The 21,195-nt window shown below is 54.1% G+C and carries 13 protein-coding genes; all 13 read right to left on the bottom strand.

Translation table 11 applies throughout. The annotated features are described in order from the left end of the window. Positions 1-88 precede the first annotated feature (88 nt). Positions 89-2,725 carry an alanine--tRNA ligase gene (alaS, locus tag AC5DDB_RS03305; protein ID WP_491738251.1) on the bottom strand — a complete coding sequence of 879 codons (2,637 nt, stop codon included), beginning with the start codon at positions 2,723-2,725 and terminating at the stop codon, positions 89-91. A 235-nt stretch (positions 2,726-2,960) separates the two neighbouring features. Then, the gene (locus AC5DDB_RS03300) at positions 2,961-4,577 is read right to left on the bottom strand and encodes a trypsin-like peptidase domain-containing protein (protein WP_491738250.1); all 1,617 of its coding nucleotides are present in this window, start codon (positions 4,575-4,577) and stop codon (positions 2,961-2,963) included. Positions 4,578-4,663: 86 nt separating this feature from the next. Beyond that, a complete protein-coding gene (gene recA / locus AC5DDB_RS03295; RefSeq protein WP_491738249.1) occupies positions 4,664-5,737 on the bottom strand; it encodes a recombinase RecA in 1,074 nt (357 codons plus the stop codon). Positions 5,738-5,943: 206 nt separating this feature from the next. Next, positions 5,944-6,504: a class IV adenylate cyclase gene (gene cyaB / locus AC5DDB_RS03290; protein WP_491738248.1), complete on the bottom strand. Its 561-nt coding sequence runs from the start codon at positions 6,502-6,504 to the stop codon at positions 5,944-5,946. A gap of 9 nt (positions 6,505-6,513) precedes the next feature. After that, positions 6,514-6,846, bottom strand: coding sequence for a DUF971 domain-containing protein (locus AC5DDB_RS03285; RefSeq protein ID WP_491738247.1), 333 nt, complete (start codon positions 6,844-6,846; stop codon positions 6,514-6,516). A 5-nt stretch (positions 6,847-6,851) separates the two neighbouring features. Further along, positions 6,852-8,483, bottom strand: coding sequence for a multiheme c-type cytochrome (locus AC5DDB_RS03280; RefSeq protein WP_491738246.1), 1,632 nt, complete (start codon positions 8,481-8,483; stop codon positions 6,852-6,854). Between the two features lie 109 nt (positions 8,484-8,592). Further along, entirely contained in the window at positions 8,593-9,801 is a 1,209-nt protein-coding gene (locus tag AC5DDB_RS03275) for a DUF1573 domain-containing protein (RefSeq protein ID WP_491738245.1), read from the bottom strand. Between the two features lie 101 nt (positions 9,802-9,902). Next, entirely contained in the window at positions 9,903-12,146 is a 2,244-nt protein-coding gene (locus AC5DDB_RS03270) for an O-antigen ligase family protein (protein WP_491738244.1), read from the bottom strand. 61 nt (positions 12,147-12,207) lie between these two features. After that, positions 12,208-13,278, bottom strand: coding sequence for an MraY family glycosyltransferase (locus tag AC5DDB_RS03265; RefSeq protein WP_491738243.1), 1,071 nt, complete (start codon positions 13,276-13,278; stop codon positions 12,208-12,210). 123 nt (positions 13,279-13,401) lie between these two features. Continuing rightward, the gene (locus tag AC5DDB_RS03260) at positions 13,402-14,922 is read right to left on the bottom strand and encodes a sulfatase family protein (RefSeq protein WP_491738242.1); all 1,521 of its coding nucleotides are present in this window, start codon (positions 14,920-14,922) and stop codon (positions 13,402-13,404) included. A 155-nt stretch (positions 14,923-15,077) separates the two neighbouring features. Next, a complete protein-coding gene (locus AC5DDB_RS03255; protein ID WP_491738241.1) occupies positions 15,078-16,082 on the bottom strand; it encodes a YheT family hydrolase in 1,005 nt (334 codons plus the stop codon). 230 nt (positions 16,083-16,312) lie between these two features. Next, on the bottom strand, positions 16,313-17,233 hold the full coding sequence (locus AC5DDB_RS03250; RefSeq protein WP_491738240.1) for an ATP-binding protein: 921 nt from the start codon (positions 17,231-17,233) through the stop codon (positions 16,313-16,315). A gap of 95 nt (positions 17,234-17,328) precedes the next feature. Further along, the gene (locus tag AC5DDB_RS03245; protein WP_491738239.1) at positions 17,329-20,934 is read right to left on the bottom strand and encodes a PAS domain S-box protein; all 3,606 of its coding nucleotides are present in this window, start codon (positions 20,932-20,934) and stop codon (positions 17,329-17,331) included. Positions 20,935-21,195 lie beyond the last annotated feature (261 nt).

Here is a 21,195-nt window from a genome sequence, read left to right as displayed (position 1 = left end):
GGGTTAGCTGAGTGTAACCCACCTTACTGACATCGACGAAGTTCCGAATATGCTGGTCCTCGTCCCTACACCCGGATGGCGTGCAAACTCAGCCGCCGAGTTTTTCGCGGTAGAAGTCTGCAGCAGCTTTGATGGCGTCTGGTAATGCAGCGGGATTTTTGCCGCCGGCTTCGGCCATGTCAGGTCTTCCGCCACCACCACCGCCAACGGCTTGAGCGGCGACTTTTACGGCATCACCGGCTTTTACGCCTTGCTTGATAAGGTCTTTGCTCACCCCGGCAATCAACGCCGCTTTGCCGTCGATTTCGGCTCCGAGCAGAATCGCAATGGGTCCGCCCTTTTGCCGAAGTTGATCGACGAAATCCCGCATCGCTTCACGGGTGATATTCTCCGCGACATGCGTCACGATTTTGACGTCGCCCACTGTCTCGGCATTGGCAAGCAGTTCGTCCACCAAACCGGAGACGTTCTGGCTGGCGACCTTTTGAATTTCCCTTTTTGTTTGTCGAAGTTCTTCCTGGAGTTGTTCGATCCGACGTGGCAGATCCGCGGGTCCTGGAGTTTTGAGGAGCGAGACTAGTTCTTTCACAAGGTTCTCGGTTTCCCGAATTTGTCCAAGTGCCTTGGGGCCGGTAAGAGCTTTGATGCGTCGCACGCCCTTGGCGACGGGTTCCTCGCTGACAATTTTGCACAGCCCAACTTGCCCGGCATTGCTGAGGTGTGTACCGCCGCAGAATTCGCGACTGAAGTCTCCAATGCTGACGACCCGCACTCGGTCTGGATATTTCTCGCCGAATAAGGCCATCGCCCCAAGTTTCTTGGCTTCTTCGATCGGCATGACGGCCGTTTCGACAGCCGCACCTGTGCTGACGCGTTCGTTGATGATGTCTTCGATCTTCAGGATCTCTTCATCACTCAACGACTTACCATGAGCGAAGTCGAAGCGGAGTTCATCGCTGTCGACTTTAGACCCCCGTTGGGTGGCGTCTTTACCGATCGTTTGATGCAAGGCGAAGTGCAACAAGTGTGTCGCCGTGTGTGCACGACGGATACCTTCCCGCCGATCGGAAACGACCTCGGCAGTCAGTTTTTGATCCAACTTCAACACGCCCTGCTTCAGGTGCCCGATATGGAGCGTGAGTTCCTTCTGTTTCTGCGTGGTGAGGACTTCGAACTCGATGCCGTCACCGCGTAGCACACCGCTATCGCCGACCTGGCCCCCTGCTTCGCCATAGAACGGCGTGCGATCGAGAATCACACCGACAGGCAACACATGGCCGACTTCTTCGAGAGACTCCACGAGTTGCTTGTTCGCGATGATGCCGATGACTTTGCCGTCAGCATGTGTTGTGTCGTAGCCAAGGAATTCGGTCGGCCCACTCGTTTTGCGAACCGCATCCAACGGACCTTCGGCCATCACGGAATCGAACCCGCTGCTGCCACCCTGACTGATGAGGGTGTGTTCGGTCATCAGGTCGTTGAACCGCTTGCGATCGACAGAAAGATTCTTCTTGTTGGCCATCGCTTCGACGAGTTCAATCAAGAACCCCTCTTGCGTATGCAGTGTGAAGGCATCTTCGCCGGAAATCTGGTTGTCTTTCGATTTGCCAGCCGACTTTACGGCCGATTCGAAGCGATGCAGTCCGCGATCAATCGTTTCGAGGAACTGCGATTCTTCTTCTTTGATCGTGCCTTGAGCGCTGGCGACGGTTTCTTTCAATTCGGGATAAGCCGACGCCATCACCTCGGCGACTTTCGGCGCGAGTTGGTACAGGAACGGCTCGGTTTGCCCAAGAAGATAGCCTTCCAGAACCGCACGCCGCAGGAGTTGCCGAACGACGTAGTTTTCCTTTTCCTTGTCCGGCATCACGCCTTCGTGGATTGCAAAAGTCACCGCCCGCACATGGTCGGCAATTCGACGAATCGGGCGACCAGCGGGATCGTCGAAACTGTACTTTTTGCCAACGACATCCCCAGCAGCGAGGCACAACTGTTTGAGCGTGTCGATTTCGAAATTGCTTTTCACGCCCTGCATGACGGACGCCATCCGCTCCAGCCCCATGCCGGTGTCGATATTCTTCTTCGGCAGCGGCCGGAGGTTGTCAGGCGGATCGCCGACGCGGTTGAACTGCGTGAATACCAGGTTCCAGATCTCGACTTCCTTCGAACCTTCGGGGTGGAAGAAAATCTCGCTACACGGACCGCAAACACCGTCGGGGCCCTCACTCGGGGCACTGGCCGGCCAGTAGTTTTCGTCTTCTTCGAGCTTGGCGATGCGATCGTCCGGCAGACCGATTTCCTCGTGCCAAATGCGGTAGGCTTCTTTGTCGAAACCGTGTTCGCCTTGGTACACACTGACCGTAAGCTGATCAGGATTGATATTCATCCACTGCTTGCCGGTCAGGAATTCCCACGCCCAGTGAATGGCTTCCTTCTTGAAGTAATCGCCGAAGGAGAAATTGCCCAGCATTTCGAAGAACGTGTGGTGATACGCGGTCACGCCGACATTGCTGATGTCACCAGTCCGCAGACACTTTTGGCAGGTGGTCGCCCGGGTGTAATCGATATTGATGCCCATGAACTGTTCTTTGAACTGGTTCATGCCGGCGGGGGTGAACAACACCGTTGGATCGTCCCGCGGAACAAGCACGTCACTGGGGCGACGTACACAGCCTTTGCTTTCAAAGAACGAGAGATACTTTTCGCGAATTTCGTCTGTTTTCATCGTCGACTTTCTCGGGGACGAGAGTTTTCGGCACGAGCTAGACCCTGTCTAACTTTCGTGTAGCGGCTGGCGTTGTGTCTTCCTGGGAAATACCCGCTCGGAAACGCGATACGTTCATTGAACGCGTTCTGGCAGCGGAATACCCCCGAAACAACAGCTCGCAGCTTTCGGAGAATCTGTGAATGTCGACAAGATGTCAAGCCCGACGGTTCGGAAGCAAGAACCCGAATGCCGGTTATTCCCGGTCAATGACGACCGGTGACGGTTTGCCGAGCACAGTGAGCGTCAACTCCGGACCGGTGGCGGCAGCGAGAGCGTCGGCGAACTGCCGAGGATTTCGCACCGGACGCCGATTGACATGAGTCACCAGATCGCCGACATGCAGTGTGTCGAAGCGTTCGTGAACCGGTTCGATCTGGGTAATGACCACAGCGTTGTGATACTGATTGCGATCGAAAAATTCCTGGCGACCGGTCGGATAATCGACCAACACGTTCGCGTACTCGATTCCCAACCGATACGGTGCCCCGTACCGCAGTCGCGTTGCGACGACTTCCTCATCGGAAAGCAACGGCCATTTCGCCAACTCGACAGGGACGTCGAGCACTTGGCGACCGCTTCCCCGCACGACCTTCAAGCGGGCTTTCGCGTCAGGGCCAAGCACGCCCACTTCGCGACGGAGATCAACCTGGGAGAAAACCGGTTGATTTTGCACGGCGAGAATCATGTCTCCTCGCACTAAACCGGCTTGCATCGCTGGTGAGTTCCGCATGACGTTTGTGATTTCCGCAGCCGATGCTTGGCGAAGACCGGGCGGAAGGAGTTGGGAGATGGTTGTTGTTTTGGGTTCGATCCCCAGCAACCCGTATTCCACTTCATACCCACGGGCTAGGTCATCAACCACACGTCGCATCCCTTGATCGAGCGGGATCGCGTACCCGACGGATTGATCGTACCCATCCAAAGCTGCCTGTGCCGTGGTAATGCCGACGAGTTCGCCACGTAGATTAACCACCGCGCCCCCACTGCTCCCCAGGTTCAAGCGGGCATCAATCTGCATCAGTGTGCCAAGGTGATGGATGGTTTCCTCATCGGCTTCGTCATCCGGTGGGGCCGGGCGTCGCGTGAGATTGCTGACCATCCCCTGCCCAACACTAGCCGATCCATCCCGTGCGATCGCATAAGGATTTCCAAATGCAAAGACCAACGATCCTTTCTGAACCAACTCCCCTTGGCCAATCGAAATCGAGGGCAACTGACGAATATCTCCGGGATATTTCTTCAAACCGTCAGATGGGTTGAGACGATCGGCTGCTGTGTAGAGTCGTAGCACAGCCAAGTCGCTACGGGGGTCGGCAGCGATAATAGCGGCATGACACGCCGTCCGGTCCGCGAACCGTACAACCAACTCGCTAGCCCCAAGCCGATTCTGCTCGAACACACGACTTCCTTTGACAACGTGATAAGCTGTCAGAATTAATCGTTGAGCGAGAACTCCCTCACCCTGAGGAGTGAACAGGACACCGGCTCCGTACTCGTTCGGAACGAACTCCGGATGCAGCGGGTCGTTTCGGGCCTCCAAATTGCGGTTGAGCGGCCCGAACTGATTGAAATTCTCGGAAGGGATGTACTGCGTTCCCGGGTTGACTCGCGCAATACTCACCACCGCAGGTTCTACCTCGGCGATGAGTTTGATGAGCGAGTCTTGAAAAGCAAGGGCGAGTGGATGTGGTTCAGCGGCGGCTACGGTTTGCAAACTTGCACTGACCCACCCACCAATCAGCAGCAAAAAAGACGTTCGGAGTGCATTGTGTTGTGACCATCGATACGGGTTGGTCCAAGCTACACTCATGGAACGTCTGCTTTCCGTTTCATCAACTCAAGGCCAACCGCTTCTCGGCTCACAAAAGACATGTAAACCGGAAACGGTTACGGTATTCACTCTTCTTCAGCATTTGCTTCGGGACTCTCGACATGACCGAAACCACGTTTTTCGAGCACACGTTGGCGGACTTCTTCCATGATTTCGGGACTTTCTTCTAGGAAGATACGGGCTTTTTCGCGTCCCTGCCCGATCCGTGTTTCGCCGTAGCTAAACCAACTGCCGCTCTTTTCAACGATTCGATCTTCTGTAGCCAAATCGAGCAAGTCGCCGCTGAAACTGATGCCACCTTCACTGAGCATATCGAACTCCGCGACACGGAACGGCGGTGCCACCTTGTTCTTGACTACCTTGGCTTTCATGCGAATGCCGGTGGTATTGTCGCCGTCTTTAAGCGTGCTGATTCGACGGACATCGATGCGACAGGAGCTGTAAAACTTTAGCGCCCGTCCACCGGGAGTTGTCTCCGGCGAACCAAACATCACGCCGATTTTCTCGCGGATTTGATTGATGAAAATCACCAGCGATTTGCTTTTAGAGATTGCTCCGGTCAGTTTCCGCATCGCTTGGCTCATCATTCGAGCTTGCAAGCCAACGTGCGAATCGCCGATTTCCCCATCGAGTTCCGCTTTCGGAGTTAGAGCGGCGACCGAGTCGACAACGATGACATCGACCGCGTTCGACTTGATCAGCATTTCCGCGATTTGCAGCCCTTCTTCACCGTAACTCGGTTGGCTAACGAGCAATTCTTCGAGGTTCACGCCTAGTCGCTTCGCCCAGGACGGGTCCAACGCGTGCTCGGCATCCACGAAGGCCGCGACTCCGCCGTTCTTCTGGGCGTTCGCGATCACGTGTAACGCGAGTGTGGTTTTCCCACTGGATTCCGGGCCGTACAATTCGACAATCCGGCCGCGTGGAAGACCAAAACCGCCAAGGGCTAAGTCGAGCGATAAAGAACCGGTCGAGATGCCATCGACGGCGGCACCTTGATCGGTCAACTTCATGATGGAGCCCTTGCCGAAGGCCTTTTCGATTTGACCTAAAGCGTTGTTGAGCATCCCATCCGGGGAGCCATTCCCGGAACTTTTTGCGGAATTGGAACGGGATCGAGCGGCTGATTTCTTCGCCATGGAATTGTCTTTTGCTTCGTTTTTTTGAGTCGACGATTGTTGAGAAGTTGCGGCGACCATCACCATCTCCTGCGGTGGAAATACGTATTGAACAAACGCACGGTTGTTATACGCAGGAATAGTAGGGGTAGATCACTACAAAAGAAGTCGAATTTCAAAAAAGTTGGTAATTTTTTAACAGCCGTCGGCAGCGACGTCACACCACATTATTGAGGCTGCCGCGTTAAAAGTAAATGAAGGTACGAAGCCGGTTCCGGATCGCCGAGTTCCAACTGCTTTGCGAGAGACAACACCGCCTGGGCAGCTTGTTCACGATCTGTGTCATCGGCCAACGTCTCGATTTCGAGAAACTCCCCCAAGTCGCGAACCCGGTCGAGACATATTTCAAGTTCTCTGCCCTGCCATTGCAAATGGTAGAACTCACGGTGTTTCACGACGTCTCGGACGACACGGAAGCCCAGCAATGTCAGTAAATCCGCCAACTCGTTCGCAGTCGTGGATTTCCCTTGGCCGACCGGGAGTTCAATTTCTCGTCGGCTTTTTACCGGACCGGGATCACGTGGTCCTTTGTAGGTGATGCAAACTTCGTCGTCCTGTCTCCGCACCCGTAAGGCTTCATCGGTCGTCGCGAAGTCTCGCTGCGGGTGAGCAAAGTAGGTGTCGGCTTGTTCGGAAGTTTGGTGATGCTTCGCACCAAGCTCGGTCAATTGATTGAGTACGCCTTGCACATTGGCAAGCGGGAATTTCAATTCGACTTCGTAGGACATGGGCCCCAATCAAGTGGTTGACACGTGTTGAACTCTTGGCAGCGAATCCATTTCCTCGAAATGATCCCACGTATACAGTCCTGTATTATGACCGTCATTCCAGGTGAATTTCAGGGCATAATTGCCGGTAAAGCTGACGTGTTCGGGGCGAATCGTATGCGGAACTGAATCAGGATCGAGGATCCGCCGCCCGGTGTTCTCGTCGACACACTGCGCACAGCGGCATTCTTCGCGAAGCAGCTTGTATGGATACCGACGCACACGGTCGTCCGACCATTCGATTTCGAGCAGGCCATCATCTTGGATCGCCCGAATGTGTTTCGGAGACGCCTTCGTCGCCATTTGCGTTAATCTCGCCAGGGGTGTTTGACTTCTTCCCAATACTTCGCAAATTCGAATTTGGGGCTGTTCTCGTGGTCGTGGCATTTGATGCACAACCGATCTTCCGCGACTTCTTTAGTGAGTGTCATTTGCCGACGACTGGCCTTCAGTTGACTTTCATCGACATTGGCTCGATCGGTTTTCCACGCCGTTTCCAACTCAACGTGTCCGCTGCCCGGTCCGTGACAGTTCTCACACTGTTGCCCTTTGAGTGCCGTGTATCGTTGCGGTTCCCCCTTTGACTCGGCAAGTCGTTCGGGCAGGAACCCACTATCGTAAGGTAAGTCGTGCTCGGGGTTCCAACCGGTGACGTGACAGCCGATACATTCGGTATCGAGATTGCGTGCAATCGGCTCGGTGAACTGTCCTTCCCGGCCTTTCACGATGCTTTCGTAAGCATGGGCGTGTTTGGTGGTACTCCACTTGGCGAAGGCCTTCGTATGACATTTGCCACAGGTTTCAGCACCGACGAACGACTGACCCGACGGATGAAAACTCTTCGGCAGCGAAGCGAACACCGATTCCAAGTCGGCTTCGATATTTCGTTGGTATTCGCGAAGGTGTTTCTCGACGAGTGTGCTATTCGTGAACCGATTCTTGTCGAGATCGATCAGCTCGAACTGAAACGGCTGCTCCGTGTTGTCCGCGTAGTATCCAAGGACACCGGCATACTTTCCTTTGCGACCGACTTGCACGATCAGTGTGTCGCCAACCGTATGCGTTTCACTAGGCGGTTCGTCACCACCTTCGGCACTCAACACAACGGCGAACTGCGGAAATTGCTTGGCCAACGCCTCGGCTTCCGGGAGCGGTGTTTGAGCCAGAAGGATGTTGAAGTCCGTTCCTGCTTCCGCGAATTTCGGGACGACATCCTCCAACGCTTCGGCCGGTGGCGAAACTTTCAATCGTGTGGGATCGTTGACATCGGCTGCGGAGAGTTTCTTGCGATAACTATCGCTTAGAACCGAAGTCACCCCGATTTTCGCATCGCCGACGGTGATGATGTCGGTCCGGCGAGGACTTAAGTCCGGAGCTTCGTAGATCGTGACGTTCGCACTAACAAAGCTTGGCTCCTGCGTGGCGAGTTCGGTCAAACGGTTCTGATGTTGGCCGATCAGTGTATCCACACCCAGCCGTAGTTCCTCGGGGCCCATGCCAATCGCTTGATAACCCAGGTCTTCCAGCACATTCAGGGTGAGGTTGAACTTGAGTTGGCTTTGGTACCGATCGCGTTCGAGTGTGCCCCCGAGATCGAGCCCAACGACATCCCAGGATTTCCCCTGTAATTGTTTGACGAGATCAGCTCGGCGAGACAACCCACCAGAGAGCATTTCCGAGCAGCCGCAAGGTTCGATGTACCCGTGTTGCTCTCCCGATAAAACCAACGCGACGGTCGGTTTCTTCCACTTCTTGAACTTCGGCGGCGGCAACTTAGGGATTCCGGAAGCCGTGTTCTTCGGGTAATCGATGGGCGGCGGTGTCTCTTTCTTCGGGTCTTTACCACACCCAATGAAGCCGACAATCATTCCGCCGAAAACAAGGAAAATGGCGAGACCGACAAACCGGTTGGCATCAAAATTCGCAGGGCGATGCGACATCTGCGTTTCGTCCTTTTCAAACGCAATGGGCAAGCTGGCGATCCCTCCCGGATCGCCGATGGGGCTGACGGATCATACACGCCAACAAACGACTGGCCAAACCGGATTGTCAAATTACGATAAATTCGACATAGAATTTGTAGCTTTCCAGCCCTTTGATGTTTGTTTTTAACGTAATTTTGGCGGATTCCTTCAACAGATGTGAGCCCTTCTTGGCGCCTGGTTTGATTCGCACCGTCACGATCAACCGCTTCGAGTTGGGGAAATCTGCAGATTCGTCTTCTTTGACTTCCACTTCCAAGTCGTCGGCGTTGAAGTTGGGAATCACCTTTTCGATGTCTTCCACGACGAGTTTTTCATCTTTGGCTCCTCGAACCAATAGCGAGAACCACCCGACTTGCCCCTCGTCAGAGCGAAGTTCACCAAGATGGATCGACGGAACGCTCGGTCTCCACTTGAGGTGTGTGAAGGACTCACCCGGAGGAACGTAACTCAAGGTTTGCACGGGACCGGGGCGTTTCGTGTAGACCGAGACCGAAAGTTTTTCGCGTTCCTCGACGTCGGTTGTTATGGTCACCAAATCGGAGTGCTTGCCGACGGCCATCGTGGGTTGAGCGGTAACTTTGACTTCAAACCCCGACTTTGCGTTGTACTGAGCCAGTTCGTCTTTCTCGAGAACACGCCATTCCGCGCTGAGATAATCAGACGGGGTGTCGACGGAAAGGATATTGAAGTCGTCCAACACGGTCGAGAAGATTCGACCCTCAATCGATCGTGGATCATCGTCGACGAGAACCGGAAGTTCCCAAGAGCCATCGGGAACCATGTGGAGGTAGTCATCGACAGTCCCAACGACGTTCAATGCGATCGTGAGGTTTTCCGGGTCATTGGTCCAGATATCCGCTTTTTGGTGGAACTGCGGTGTTGCGTCTTTGGGCGTCCATTCCAATTTGATCTCAGCGGTTCCGCCGGGTGGAATCTCGTCGTTCTCCAACTCGCTAAGCGTGCATTTGCACGTAGTGTCCCCTTTTTTGAGCTGCAACGGGGCATCGCCTTCGTTCTTGATGATAAACGTATGCTGGCCGGTGCTTCCGACATTCATGATGCCGAACTCATAATGGGCGTCTTCCTGCAGGACCGCCTTCGGCCAGGGACCCTCTTTCGAAATTCGGAGGCCGTGATTGTCGAGCGGATCACCCGTCGGTGCTTCGACGACCGGTGCCTCTTCCGTCGGGACGGGACCTTCCGAGAAGACGATAATCCCGGCTATCGCCGAGACCCCAACCAAAATCACCGCCATAATCGTGGGAAAATTCATGACCAGACTCTAGAACCAGTATGAACAAAATGAAACAAAGTCCGTACGGGTTCATTCTAAACGGTCCGGCACCGGGATCAACAGCCTGCCGGGCGGAACATTCAATCCTTGGCGGATTGCGTTGACGAATTACCGGATATGATGTGTTCCAGCTCTTCACGCTGTGACATCGCAAGCACCTTGTCGATATGTCCACCGGAACGGTAACGGTCGTCGAGAGCAATTGCGGTCTTCGCAGACTCTCTGGCGAGTTCGGTCTCTCCGGCGGCGTGCAACGCGAATGCATACTCCGCTTGGATGGCCGGCAACGTTGGGTATCGCTCGACCGCTTTCGCCAGATATTCCACCGCCTGCGTTGCATCGGCCGTTTCTTTGGTCGTCAGATATCGCTGGAAGAAGTACCGCCCTAGCGACCGATAGGTAAACGCGTTTGCAGGGTTCCGTTCGACGGCCTTCTTGCCGTACTCGATAGCTTGCCAAAAACCTTGTTCGTCACGTCGATCACTTGCGGCCCAACGCTGGAAACCCAAATCGGCCAACCGTAAGAACGGTTCCGCGGAGAATCGGTCACTCTCGGCGGCTTGTTCGTAGTTACGTGTAGCGGCGGCAAAGTTCTGATTCTCGAACCATGCCAGATCACCGCTGGCAATCTGCGTCTCTCGCTGCAGGACGGGTAATGTCGATGTCAACACGCAACCCACCGCCATCGCGATTCCGCTGCAAGCCACAAACGTGATTCCAACGACAGAAACTGCTCGTCGCGTGTGCGAACTGATTCCTAACAGAATCAGTAGCAGAACCAATTGAGTGATCGCTGGCATTTCGATTCCACCAGCTCCCAACAGGTGAACCAATATGCCGACCAGGGCGGCTCCAATCGCCAAGCGAGAAATCGGCAGCGAGGAGCGATGAATAACGGACCAAGCGGCACGGATCATCAACCACACACCGATAAGCCACACCGTGCGTGTATCAAACTGAGCGAGGAACACAAACCGATGCCCGAGCACCAATAGGAATCCCAGGATGACACCGGTGTCAATTGTTGTCCAAGTTGCTGGCGTCTGCGACGATCGGGTTTCCGTGGGCGTTTCGATCGTCTCAAAACGCTGAACGGTCAGCCAAGCCAGCCAACCGGCCCCTAAAAGAGCCAGCAGACCGCCACTGACCCAAAGATCGAGCAGATAATTATGCGGATCGGCAATTTCTTCGCTGGCCCCAGGCAGTTTGTGCTGTAAGTAGGCAGCTCGAAAGTTTCCAGGTCCGGTGCCGAGCAACGGTGAGTCTTGAATAACAGCCGCGGTACCTTGCCAGTATTCGAGTCGATAACTGAGTGATTTTGGAGCTTCGGAAAGAACCTCGCGATCAAAACCGCCACTCAATGTCGCGATCGTGAATAGCACACCCAGTACGCACAACGCACCGACGCTATACAACAGCCATCGTCCCACTTGTGGTGCTCGGTTCCGAAAACTCATCGCCGCCAGGAATGCACTACCGACGAGTAGTCCCGCCCAAGCGGTCCGGCTTTTTGTGAGGATCAGGCAATAACCGATCAAGGCTAATAGGCCGAAGATTGTGACGAGTCCGACTCGCGAGACCTTGAAACCCGCTGATCGAGTCTGCCACCACCAGCCGATTCCGATAATCCACCAACCAGCTAGGAAACCAGCGAATGTATTCGTCAACGCGAAAGTTGCGAACGGTTCTGTGGAGTGTAAACGGTCCGACCATAGTCGCTTTGCTGGTCCGTCAGTTGGGACGCCCATCACTCGAAGTTCACGTTGGATCTCCACAGCGCGAGCCGAGGGGACTGAACCAAGACCGGCTAGTTCCTGTTCCAACGATTCCACACGCTGTACGTTCGCCGGGAATTCAACATAGTGCTGCCAAAGTCCGTAAACAGATAATGTGGCCGCCAGACAGAACAAAGCAGACAGCCAACCACGACGATCGTTTTCTGTTTGAAGAAGTTGCCTGATGAGGCCAAACGCAACTCCTAACGCGAGCCACTCCCAAGTCATTGTGAGAACGGCTCGCCTGTCACCTCCAAAGATTAAAACTGAGATGGCAGATACGACATGCCCAAGCACGATCACCCAAACCGCCGCATCAATCCAATCCAGTCTGATGTGAAAGTCACGACGACGAAACTGGTCCCATGCCCAAAGTGTGACCACAAGGAACCAGAGTGGTGTCAGCCACAATGTATCACCGAGAACAGATCCTTCGGTCGGAACGAGGAGTCTGGCAACGACCAAGGCCGCAATGAGATTCTGTAGTAGGGAAGACAAGTCCGGCTGCGTAGGCGATGGGCTATGCACGGTCTTCGAGGGAGATGCCATCGAACTCTCGGTACGTCGTTGATACTAGGGACGAATATGACAGACGGGAATCAAAACAATGCTAGTTCTTAGAAGCAAGAGATGTAGAGGCTCGCAGGCCTGTCATTTCTAGAATCGCAATGATTGCCAACACACAGGCGATTAAACCACAAACTAGAACTGCCCCTGTCCAGCCAGTCACAAAGTAAAGTAATAAGCCGCCCAGTCCGGTTGTTAGAGTTGCGAGGTGAATTGTCAAAACGGCTTTCGGGCGAGACAATCCCAAATCCGTGAGACGATGGGAAAAGTGACTTTTGTCCGGGTGGAACGGACTGCGTCGTTGTCGAAGCCGAATGATAATCACCGAGCAAAAATCATAAAGTGGAATCGCAAGGATACAGAACGGTGCCAGAATGACGTGTCGACTTGCCTGGTCCTCATACTCGAAATAAGTTCCTAATACTGTCATTGATGCTAACAAAGTCCCGAGAAAGTAACTTCCGCAGTCCCCCATAAAGATTCGTGCCGGTGGCCAGTTGTGAAAGAAGAGAAACCCGGATATCGAGCCGGCTAGCACAAGCAACGCACCACCGACGAGCCAACGTTCGCCCATCAGCATCACAACGGCAAAGAGGGAGGCGGCAATCAATGCGATGCCGCTACTAAGCCCATCCATGTTGTCGAGGAAGTTGAAGGAGTTGACTAGCACGAGTATCCATAGCATTGTCATGACTTGGCTAACCAACGGCACCGGAACAAAGACAGTGCTCTGAACACCGACTCCGAAAACGAGTACCGCAGCTACCAGAAACTGAATGAGAAGCCGTGGTCGCCAAGAGATATTTTTTCGGTCGTCGATCAAGCCCATGCCAGCTAGGACTGTGGCGCAAGCTAGGATTGCCCAGAGTTGTCCTGATCGATAAAGCACACCGTCCAGGTGCGGGCGAAGAATCGTCGGCAATCGTTCAATGAGAGACGGGCGACTATGAATGAACCACGCCGACAACTGTGCGAGGGCGATGGTGCCGACCACACCAAACCAGATTCCGATTCCACCGCCGAGAGGAGTGGGAGACTCGTGAACCTTCCGATCGTTTGGTTGGTCCACAAGTCCCCAGGCAAACGCCTGCCGTCTAACAAGGGCAACCGTCAAGGCTGAAATTAGACATGATGGAACGACGCATGCGAGAACAAAAAATAACATTCGAAGTTACATCAAGTCTAAAGTGACAGCCTGTTGACGCTAACAGAGTTTCTCTAAGAGTGTCGTCGCGATTTACTTTCTCTTTCGCCGTTTGCCCTCGTCGGGGTCTTTCTCTGGCACTTGATATTGTTGGCGGAGTGTATCAAGTTCGGCTTTGAGTTGTTTCGTGATGTTTTCATAATCCGCCTTGCCGTAGACGTTTGTCATCTCTCGGGGATCTTTTTCCAGGTCGTACAGTTCCCATTCGTCGAGATTGTAGAACTTCATCAGCTTGTAGCGATCGGTGCGAACACCATAGTGTCGCCGCACCATATGAGCGCCGGGATACTCATAGTAATGATAATAGAAACTATCACGCCAATCAGACGGAGTCTGACCACGAAATAGCGGGACAAGACTGCGTCCTTGCATGTCTGCCGGAATGGCGACGCCTGCGATGTCTAAGAAGGTTTCGGCAAAGTCGAGATTCGAGACGAGATCGTCATTGCGAGACCCTGGCTCGATGACACCTGGCCAACGAACGAGCAGCGGCATCTTGAGAGATTCTTCGTACATGAAACGCTTGTCGAACCACCCATGATCACCGAGATAGAAACCTTGGTCTGACGAGTAAATGACAACCGTGTTTTTCGCGAGACCGGTCTCGTCGAGATAGTCTAGGACACGCCCTAAGTTGTCATCGACCGAGGCGACACATCGCAAATAGTCTTTCATGTACCGTTGGTACTTCCAACGCACGAGATCTTTGCCTGTTAAATTTGCTTCTCGAAATGCTTTGTTCTTGGGTTCGTAAGCAGCGTCCCAGAGTTTGCGTTGTTCGGGTGTTAGGTTGCCGGGGGCTTTGAGTTTCAAATCGTTTGCGTTGAGGTGCGTTGCGACTTCCATTTGCTGAGTTTTTGCAGCCGTTCCGCGAGTGGAATAGTCGTCGAAAAGATTGTCGGGTTCGGGGATGGTGACGTCATCGTACATCGTGAGATGTTGAGGACTTGGCTGCCAATTGCGGTGCGGCGCTTTGTGCTGATACATCAGCATGAAGGGCTGGTCTTGGTTGCGTTTTGACTTCAGCCAGTCGAGAGTGATGTCGGTGATGATATCCGTTGTATAACCTACGTGATTGATACGCTGGCCATTGCGGTTCATCGGTGGGTTGTAGTATGGACCTTGTCCATAGAGCACCTCGTAAAAATCAAACCCTTGTGGTTCAGTCACGAGATGCCATTTGCCGACAACAGCCGTTTGGTAGCCGGCTTTTTTCAGCAACTTGGGAAACGTTTGTTGATCGCCGTTGAATCGGTTTCCATTCTGAAGAAAACCGTTGAGATGCGAGTATTTTCCGGTTTGAATCACCGCTCGACTCGGTCCGCACAGCGAGTTGGTGCAGAAACAGTTTTCGAACAGCATCCCGGCAGTCGCAATGCGATCGAGATTCGGCGTCGTATTGACTTTCGAGCCGTAACACGACATCGCATGCGAGGCATGGTCGTCGGTAAAGACGAACAGAATGTTCGGACGTTCGGCGGCTGAGAGGTTCGCGTGTTCACAGCTGAGCCAAAGCCCAAGCAGTCCGCAAACTAGGTGGAAAACTGAACGCATCACAATCGGTCCCCTCTTATGGCGAAGCGCGGTTATTGGAAATTTGTGGATTTCCATCATGCGGGTTCGCCGAGGGAACTGCAACACGATCGCAAAATTTCCTGCGTGTCTATGCAGTTTCAGATCGCAAAGTCAGTTTTCGCATGTTCGGTTGTTTATGCGGCACGGCTGAGTGACTTGTCGGCAGTGAGTTGAGCGACAGTCCAGTCGACGATTCGCCACTCAGCCCAGCGGAAGTCGCCTTCGTGGTTGCTATGACTGAGGAAGCCGAGATGTCCTCCGCCGCGTGTGACATGAACATCGACGACATCGGATCGTTCATAACGATTGAAAACGGTGACCGGAACGATTGGGTCGTCATCGGAGGTGATGATCATCGTGGGCTTTTGGATGCAATTCAGCCACGGACCGGCTCCGCAAGATTCGTGGTAGCTCGAGAGAGACGTGTACCCGCGGACGGTTCGGGTGTACTCGTCATCCAGCTGATTGAGGTTTCGTGGTCGCCAGCTTGGCGTATCAATAAGTTCTGGGCGGACGAGTTGCGGTCGCTCCCGAATCTGCTGCCAGAGTTTGCGGACGAAGAATCGGTTGTACACGCGATTTTGCCAAGTTGCCAAGCGGTCGGCCGCCGCTTTCAAGCAGATTGCCGGGTTAACGCAGAAGGCGCCCGCCACGGATGTCGGCAACTCACAGGCAAACTCGCCCAATGTTTTGAGGACCGCGTTTCCTCCCAGAGAGTAACCGATGAGCATGATCGGCGCACCGATACACTGTTTGGCTACATGACGTGCCGCTGCCAATACGTCGGGAGAACATCCCGGGTAATAGGGCAACTTGGCAAGGTCGGCACCTGCTCCGGCGGCGCGAAGGTCCATCCGAAACGTGCGGACTCCACGTGCATTGAGCTTGCTAGCGGTTCGAACCATGTAGCCGCTTTGATGACAGCCGGCAAGTCCGTGGACAAGCAAGGCGACCGCATCGCCCGTTTTCCATTTCGCTGGTCGGTCGTCATGAAGTACGATCGTGTCGCCGTCACTGACCGGAACAAAGTGTTGTTCGGCGGCGTATTCGTAGCGTCCATTGGGAAGTATGTTTCCCACGATCGTCTGGATGTGCCCGTTTCGAAGAAAGGGGTGTGCCCGAAATGTTGGAAACGACACGGAAGATGCATCAAACGGCAACATAACAGCCGATCAGCTGAGAGGACCAAATCCGGCGGACGTAGGAGCGCGGCTTACAATTGCAATCGGTCCAGTCAAACGAATGGCTTAAAAAAGTCTTCGTCGAGAGATGCACCCTACCCGACTGGTCCAATCGGGGCGGTGCTTATAACCGGACGGTCGGTATAGGACAAGACGGGAATTTTGGCTCGCACGTCCTACAGCCGGGCTTACCCGTTCGCAGTCGCGAGAACTGGCGCTTCGGCACAGTTTCGGCGTTTGATCATGGTGACTTCATTCCCCGTCGAATTGAAGGAGATGGTGTCCATGAAAGTCTGCATCAACAAAAGGCCGCGTCCGCAGGGCCGCTCGATGTTGGCGGGGTCAGTTGGGTCTGGAAGGCTGCTCGGGTCGAAGCCTGGGCCTTCGTCGCGAATCTTGTAGATCGATTCTTCCTTGGTGATCTCCGCCCGAACGTAGATTTTGCGGTCTTTGTACGGCTTGAGTTTCGCGCGAGTCTCGGCTGTCTTGTAGTACAGCGAATGGTCTTGTTCCCGAAGTTCCGAACTGACTTCCAAATTGCCGTGGTAGTAGGCATTGAGTAAGGCTTCTTCGAGCGCCACCCCCGTGCGAAGGAGTTCCGACTCCTCCGGTGAACGCATACGACTCACAATATCTTGCAAATACCCGACAACGGCGGGGATCAATGTGAGATCGTTTTCGATTTCAAAAGCCGTGGTGCTCATCGTCATGCGGTTCATGAGGCGTGAACCGGAACGCGACTCTGAAGAAATCTGCAGTACCCGGTCAATCGTCGGCCGCAAATCTCGCACGAGTCTTCGTTTCGGGACGTAATTCGCCGCCCCGCGTTGCAACGCCTGCACCGCGACTTCTTCACTCCCTTTGTTCGTCATCAAAAGCACAGGGATCAGCGGGTAGTCCGCTCGGATACGGTCGACCAATTGCAAACCATTCATCCCGGGCATCTGGAGATCGGTGAGCACGATGTCGGGGATGTGGAGTTCCATCTGCTCCAACGCATCTTCACCGTCGGTGGCGAAAAGCACCTTCCAATCCGGGTTCTTACGAAGCACACCCGCGGCGAGACTGCGGTCGGTTGCCGAATCGTCAACGACGAGAATATGTGTCATCTGTGCGTCTCCCGGAAATGCTCCGCCATCGCGATTCAATCTTGTCTATCGGGGTGTTCGTCGTTGCGTGTGCTGGGCTAGTTCTAAGTTGCCAATCACGAATTGCTGATGCCACTTGGTCGTTTGATCATCTGATCAATCTCGGTGAGGGTTTCGTTGAGTTGCGAAGTGAGACGCTCAAATGCTTCGGGTGCACGATCGAGTTGTTCGTTTTTTCCGAGCATTTCCAATTCTTCGGCGGTCGCCATGACCTCGGGTTCACCGAAGATTCTTAACGCCCCCTTAATTGTATGGGCCGCACGTCGTAAAGTCACCGTGTCGGCGTCGGCGATGGCTTGTTGAGCCTCCGTAAGTTTCTCGGGGCCTTCAATGAGGAATGCCTCGAGAACTTCACGCAGGAGTTCTTCGTCTTGGTCGACACTTTCCAAGGCGAACGCCCAATCCAAGCGGTTTTCGGCGGTGTTCGGGTTGTGATTTTCGTTATGGGCCGGCTCCGCCGCCAATAATTCGTCTGTGAGAGTTGTCTCTGTCGCGGCCTGTTGTGACGGCATGATCTCGATCATTTTCCAGATCGTTTCATGAAGTTTTCGTGCCCTCACCGGTTTTGCGACATAGGCATCCATACCGGCTGACAGACACAACTCTTGGTCACCTTTCATCGCGTGTGCCGTCATGGCGATGATTGGCGTGTGTGGACTGCCAGATTCTGCTTCCCGTGTACGAATGGCTCGGGTCGCTTTCAGGCCGTCCATTTCCGGCATTTGTACGTCCATCAGTATCAGGTCGAAGTTGTGACCGACCGCAGCAAGGTCCAATGCCTCGCGACCGTTGTTCGCGACAGTGACTTCGTGTCCCCATTTCCGGAGGACCCCGACTGCCAATTTCTGATTGGCAATGCTGTCTTCGGCCAAGAGTACCTTGAGTGGCGGATGTTCTTCCATGGTTCGCGACTTGGCAACCTCTTGCTCGTCCTCGGGGGCGATCACGCCCATGGCCGAGATAATGGCGTCGAACAACTCCGATTGCTTGATCGGCTTCATCAGGTAAGCAGCTGCGCCGAGATTCTCGCAGCGAAGAACGTCGCCCGGTCGATCGCCGGACGTGAGCATCATAATGACCGTGCTGCCAAGTTCGGTGTCTTCCTTGATTTTCTTAGCCAATTGGAAGCCGTCGACGTCGGGCATATTGACATCGGATAGAACAAGCCCGAAGGAATTACCGTCGCGATGAGCATTGCGGATCGCATCGATCGCTTCTTCGGCACCTTTCACGCAAACGGGTTTCATATCCCAGTTCGTGACCATCTCCTTGAGGATCAGCCGGTTGGTGTCGTTGTCGTCGACGATTAGCACGCGTGTGCCGCCGACCATCGCGGGCATGCGATCGCGGTTCCGTTCGCCACCCGGAACAACTTCGAATTCGGCCGTGAACGTAAACGTGCTGCCCTGGCCCAACTCGCTTGTGACGGAGATGGTTCCGCCCATCAAATCCACCAGTCGGGATGAGATGGTAAGACCTAAACCGGTGCCCCCGAATCGCCGGGTCGTTGAGGTGTCGGCTTGCTCGAAGGCTTCGAAGATGGACTTCATCTTCTTCTTGGGGATGCCAATGCCGGTATCGCGAACGCTGAATCTAAGTGGCTGTTTCTTGCTCGATTTACCGGAAGCGTCGTTTGGTTCGGCTGGCGAGACGTCCAGCACGACTTCGCCTTTTTCGGTAAACTTAATCGCATTGCCGACGAGATTGACGATGATTTGCCGGAGTCGAGTCGGATCGCCACGGAATGTGTCATGCAAATCGACATCGACATGGAATGCGATTTCAATTCCCTTGCGATGCGCTCGAAGTGCCAACGATTTCATCGTGTCGCCGAGACATTCGCGAAGGCTGAACTCGGTGCGTTCCAAATCGAGTTTGCCGGCTTCGATCTTTGAGAAGTCGAGAATGTCGTTGAGCAGTGAAAGCAACGCTTCACCGGATTCCCAAACCGTTGACAGATAGTCTCGCTGGGCTGGCGTGAGTGATGTGTCTAGAACCAGTTCCGTCATTCCGATGATCGCATTCATCGGCGTGCGGATCTCGTGACTCATGTTGGCAAGAAAATCACTTTTGGCACGGTTGGCAGCTTCGGCTGCTTCCTTCGCTTCCCGGAGTGCCTCGGCTGCCATTTGTTGCCGAGTAATGTCCGTCGAAATCCCGAAAGTGCCAATGATGTTCCCGGCATGGTCGTAAAGCGGTAGCTTTGTCGTCGATGCCCACGTGATGGTGCCGTCTGTCCAGGTTTCTTTTTCCTCTTTCGAGAGAATCGGCTCACCGGTTTCCATGACTTTTCGTTCGTCAGCCAATGCCTCCTCGGCATGTTCCGGCGAAAAGAAATCGGCGTCGGTCTTGCCTTCCGCATCGCGAGGGTGCTCTAGACCAAACCGGTCGGCGAGTGCTCGGCTGATCCGCGTAAATCTGCTGAACCGATCCTTGAAGTAGATGTGGTCGGGCAGGTTGTTCATAAGCGAGTGCAGCAGATACCGCTCATGGTTTAACGCCTGTTCAGTTTTCTTGCGTTCGGTAATGTCCCGAATGAAGAAGATGAACACCGGGCGGCCTTGTAGCGAACTGGCTTGCATCGCCATTTCCGCGATGAACCGTTCGCCATTCTTGCGGATGGCCGACTGCTCGACCCGTTGCCCCATCAGCGAACCTTCACCACGACCACTGGCGTAGCGATTGGTATTTGCCTTCTGTCGCTCTTGAGATTCCGGCGGAAACAGCAGTTCGTGAATGTCCTGCCCGAGTGCCTCGTCCTTGGTCCATCCGAATGTGCGGACAGCTGCGGGGTTGAACTCGACAATTCTTCCGTCCGCATCAGCTGTGACGATGCAGTCGAGTGTGCTGTTCACGATCGCCCGGAGACGGGTTTCGCTTTCCTTGAGCGATTCCTCCGCCTGCTTCCGATCAGTGACGTCCCAGAACATCCCCTGCAATCCGACGACTTCCCCATCGGCATTCAGTACGGGACTTTTCAGAACATGCACGTATAAGTCGGGGCCGTCGGCTCGACGATGTCGTTCCACATCCTCGAGCACGATCCCTTCAGACATGATTTTGCTGTCGTCGTTGGTGTACTTCTCGGCTAACTCATGAGGGAAGAGATCGAAATCCGTCTTGCCGATCAGTTCCTCGGCGGACCGTTTCATCGTCTTGCAATACAGGCCATTGACGAACGATAAACGCCCTTGCCGATCTTTTCGAATGACATTGATTGGCAGACTTTCCAACAGCGAGCGGTATTCGGCTTCGTTGTCGCGTAAGGCGTCGACCGCTTGACGACGGTCGGTGACATCCGTGATCGATCCGAAAATGTAGAATCCATGGTCCGTGCGAATCGGGTTGAACTCGACTTCCGCATGGAACGGGATTCCGTCGCAGGTCAATACATCGATTTCTCGTTCGCCGGTAAGGCAGTCGCAACTTTGTTCGAGATTGGTCTGGTCGACGTCGTCTCCGAAGTGCGTCCACAAATCAGGCAAAAGATCTGTGGCTGGTTGACCGATGAGCGATTTGGCCTCGTGTTTGAACAGCCTCTCTAAGGCTCGATTCACGAGAACCAGTCGCCCTCCACGATCAAGAACCAAAATTGGCTGCGGAATCGCATCAGCCATTTGGCGGAACAAACTCAGGGCAACTTCGGGGTCAGTGACGGCCATTGGGAAATCCACAGCCTACCTGAACCGGCATACCGGACAGGAATTCGAAGGTGGTTGTCGAAACTTTGTGAATACAGTTGAGAACGCTGGAACTTCAGTCCTGTCAACCGAGAGGTCGAACTCCCATCAGCCTACACCTCAAATCCTCCCGATGCAAGAACTCGCATTTTCCCCAACTTAGAAAGCGTTCGAACGATTTTGCCGCAAATTGCAAACTTTTCGAAAACCGAGGAATCGGTCGAGAGCCTCCGTATTACCCAG

It is taken from the genome of Thalassoroseus sp. (assembly GCF_984380535.1).
Note: the sequence above shows the minus strand (reverse complement) of the source record. Positions and strands in the feature narration are given on the sequence as shown.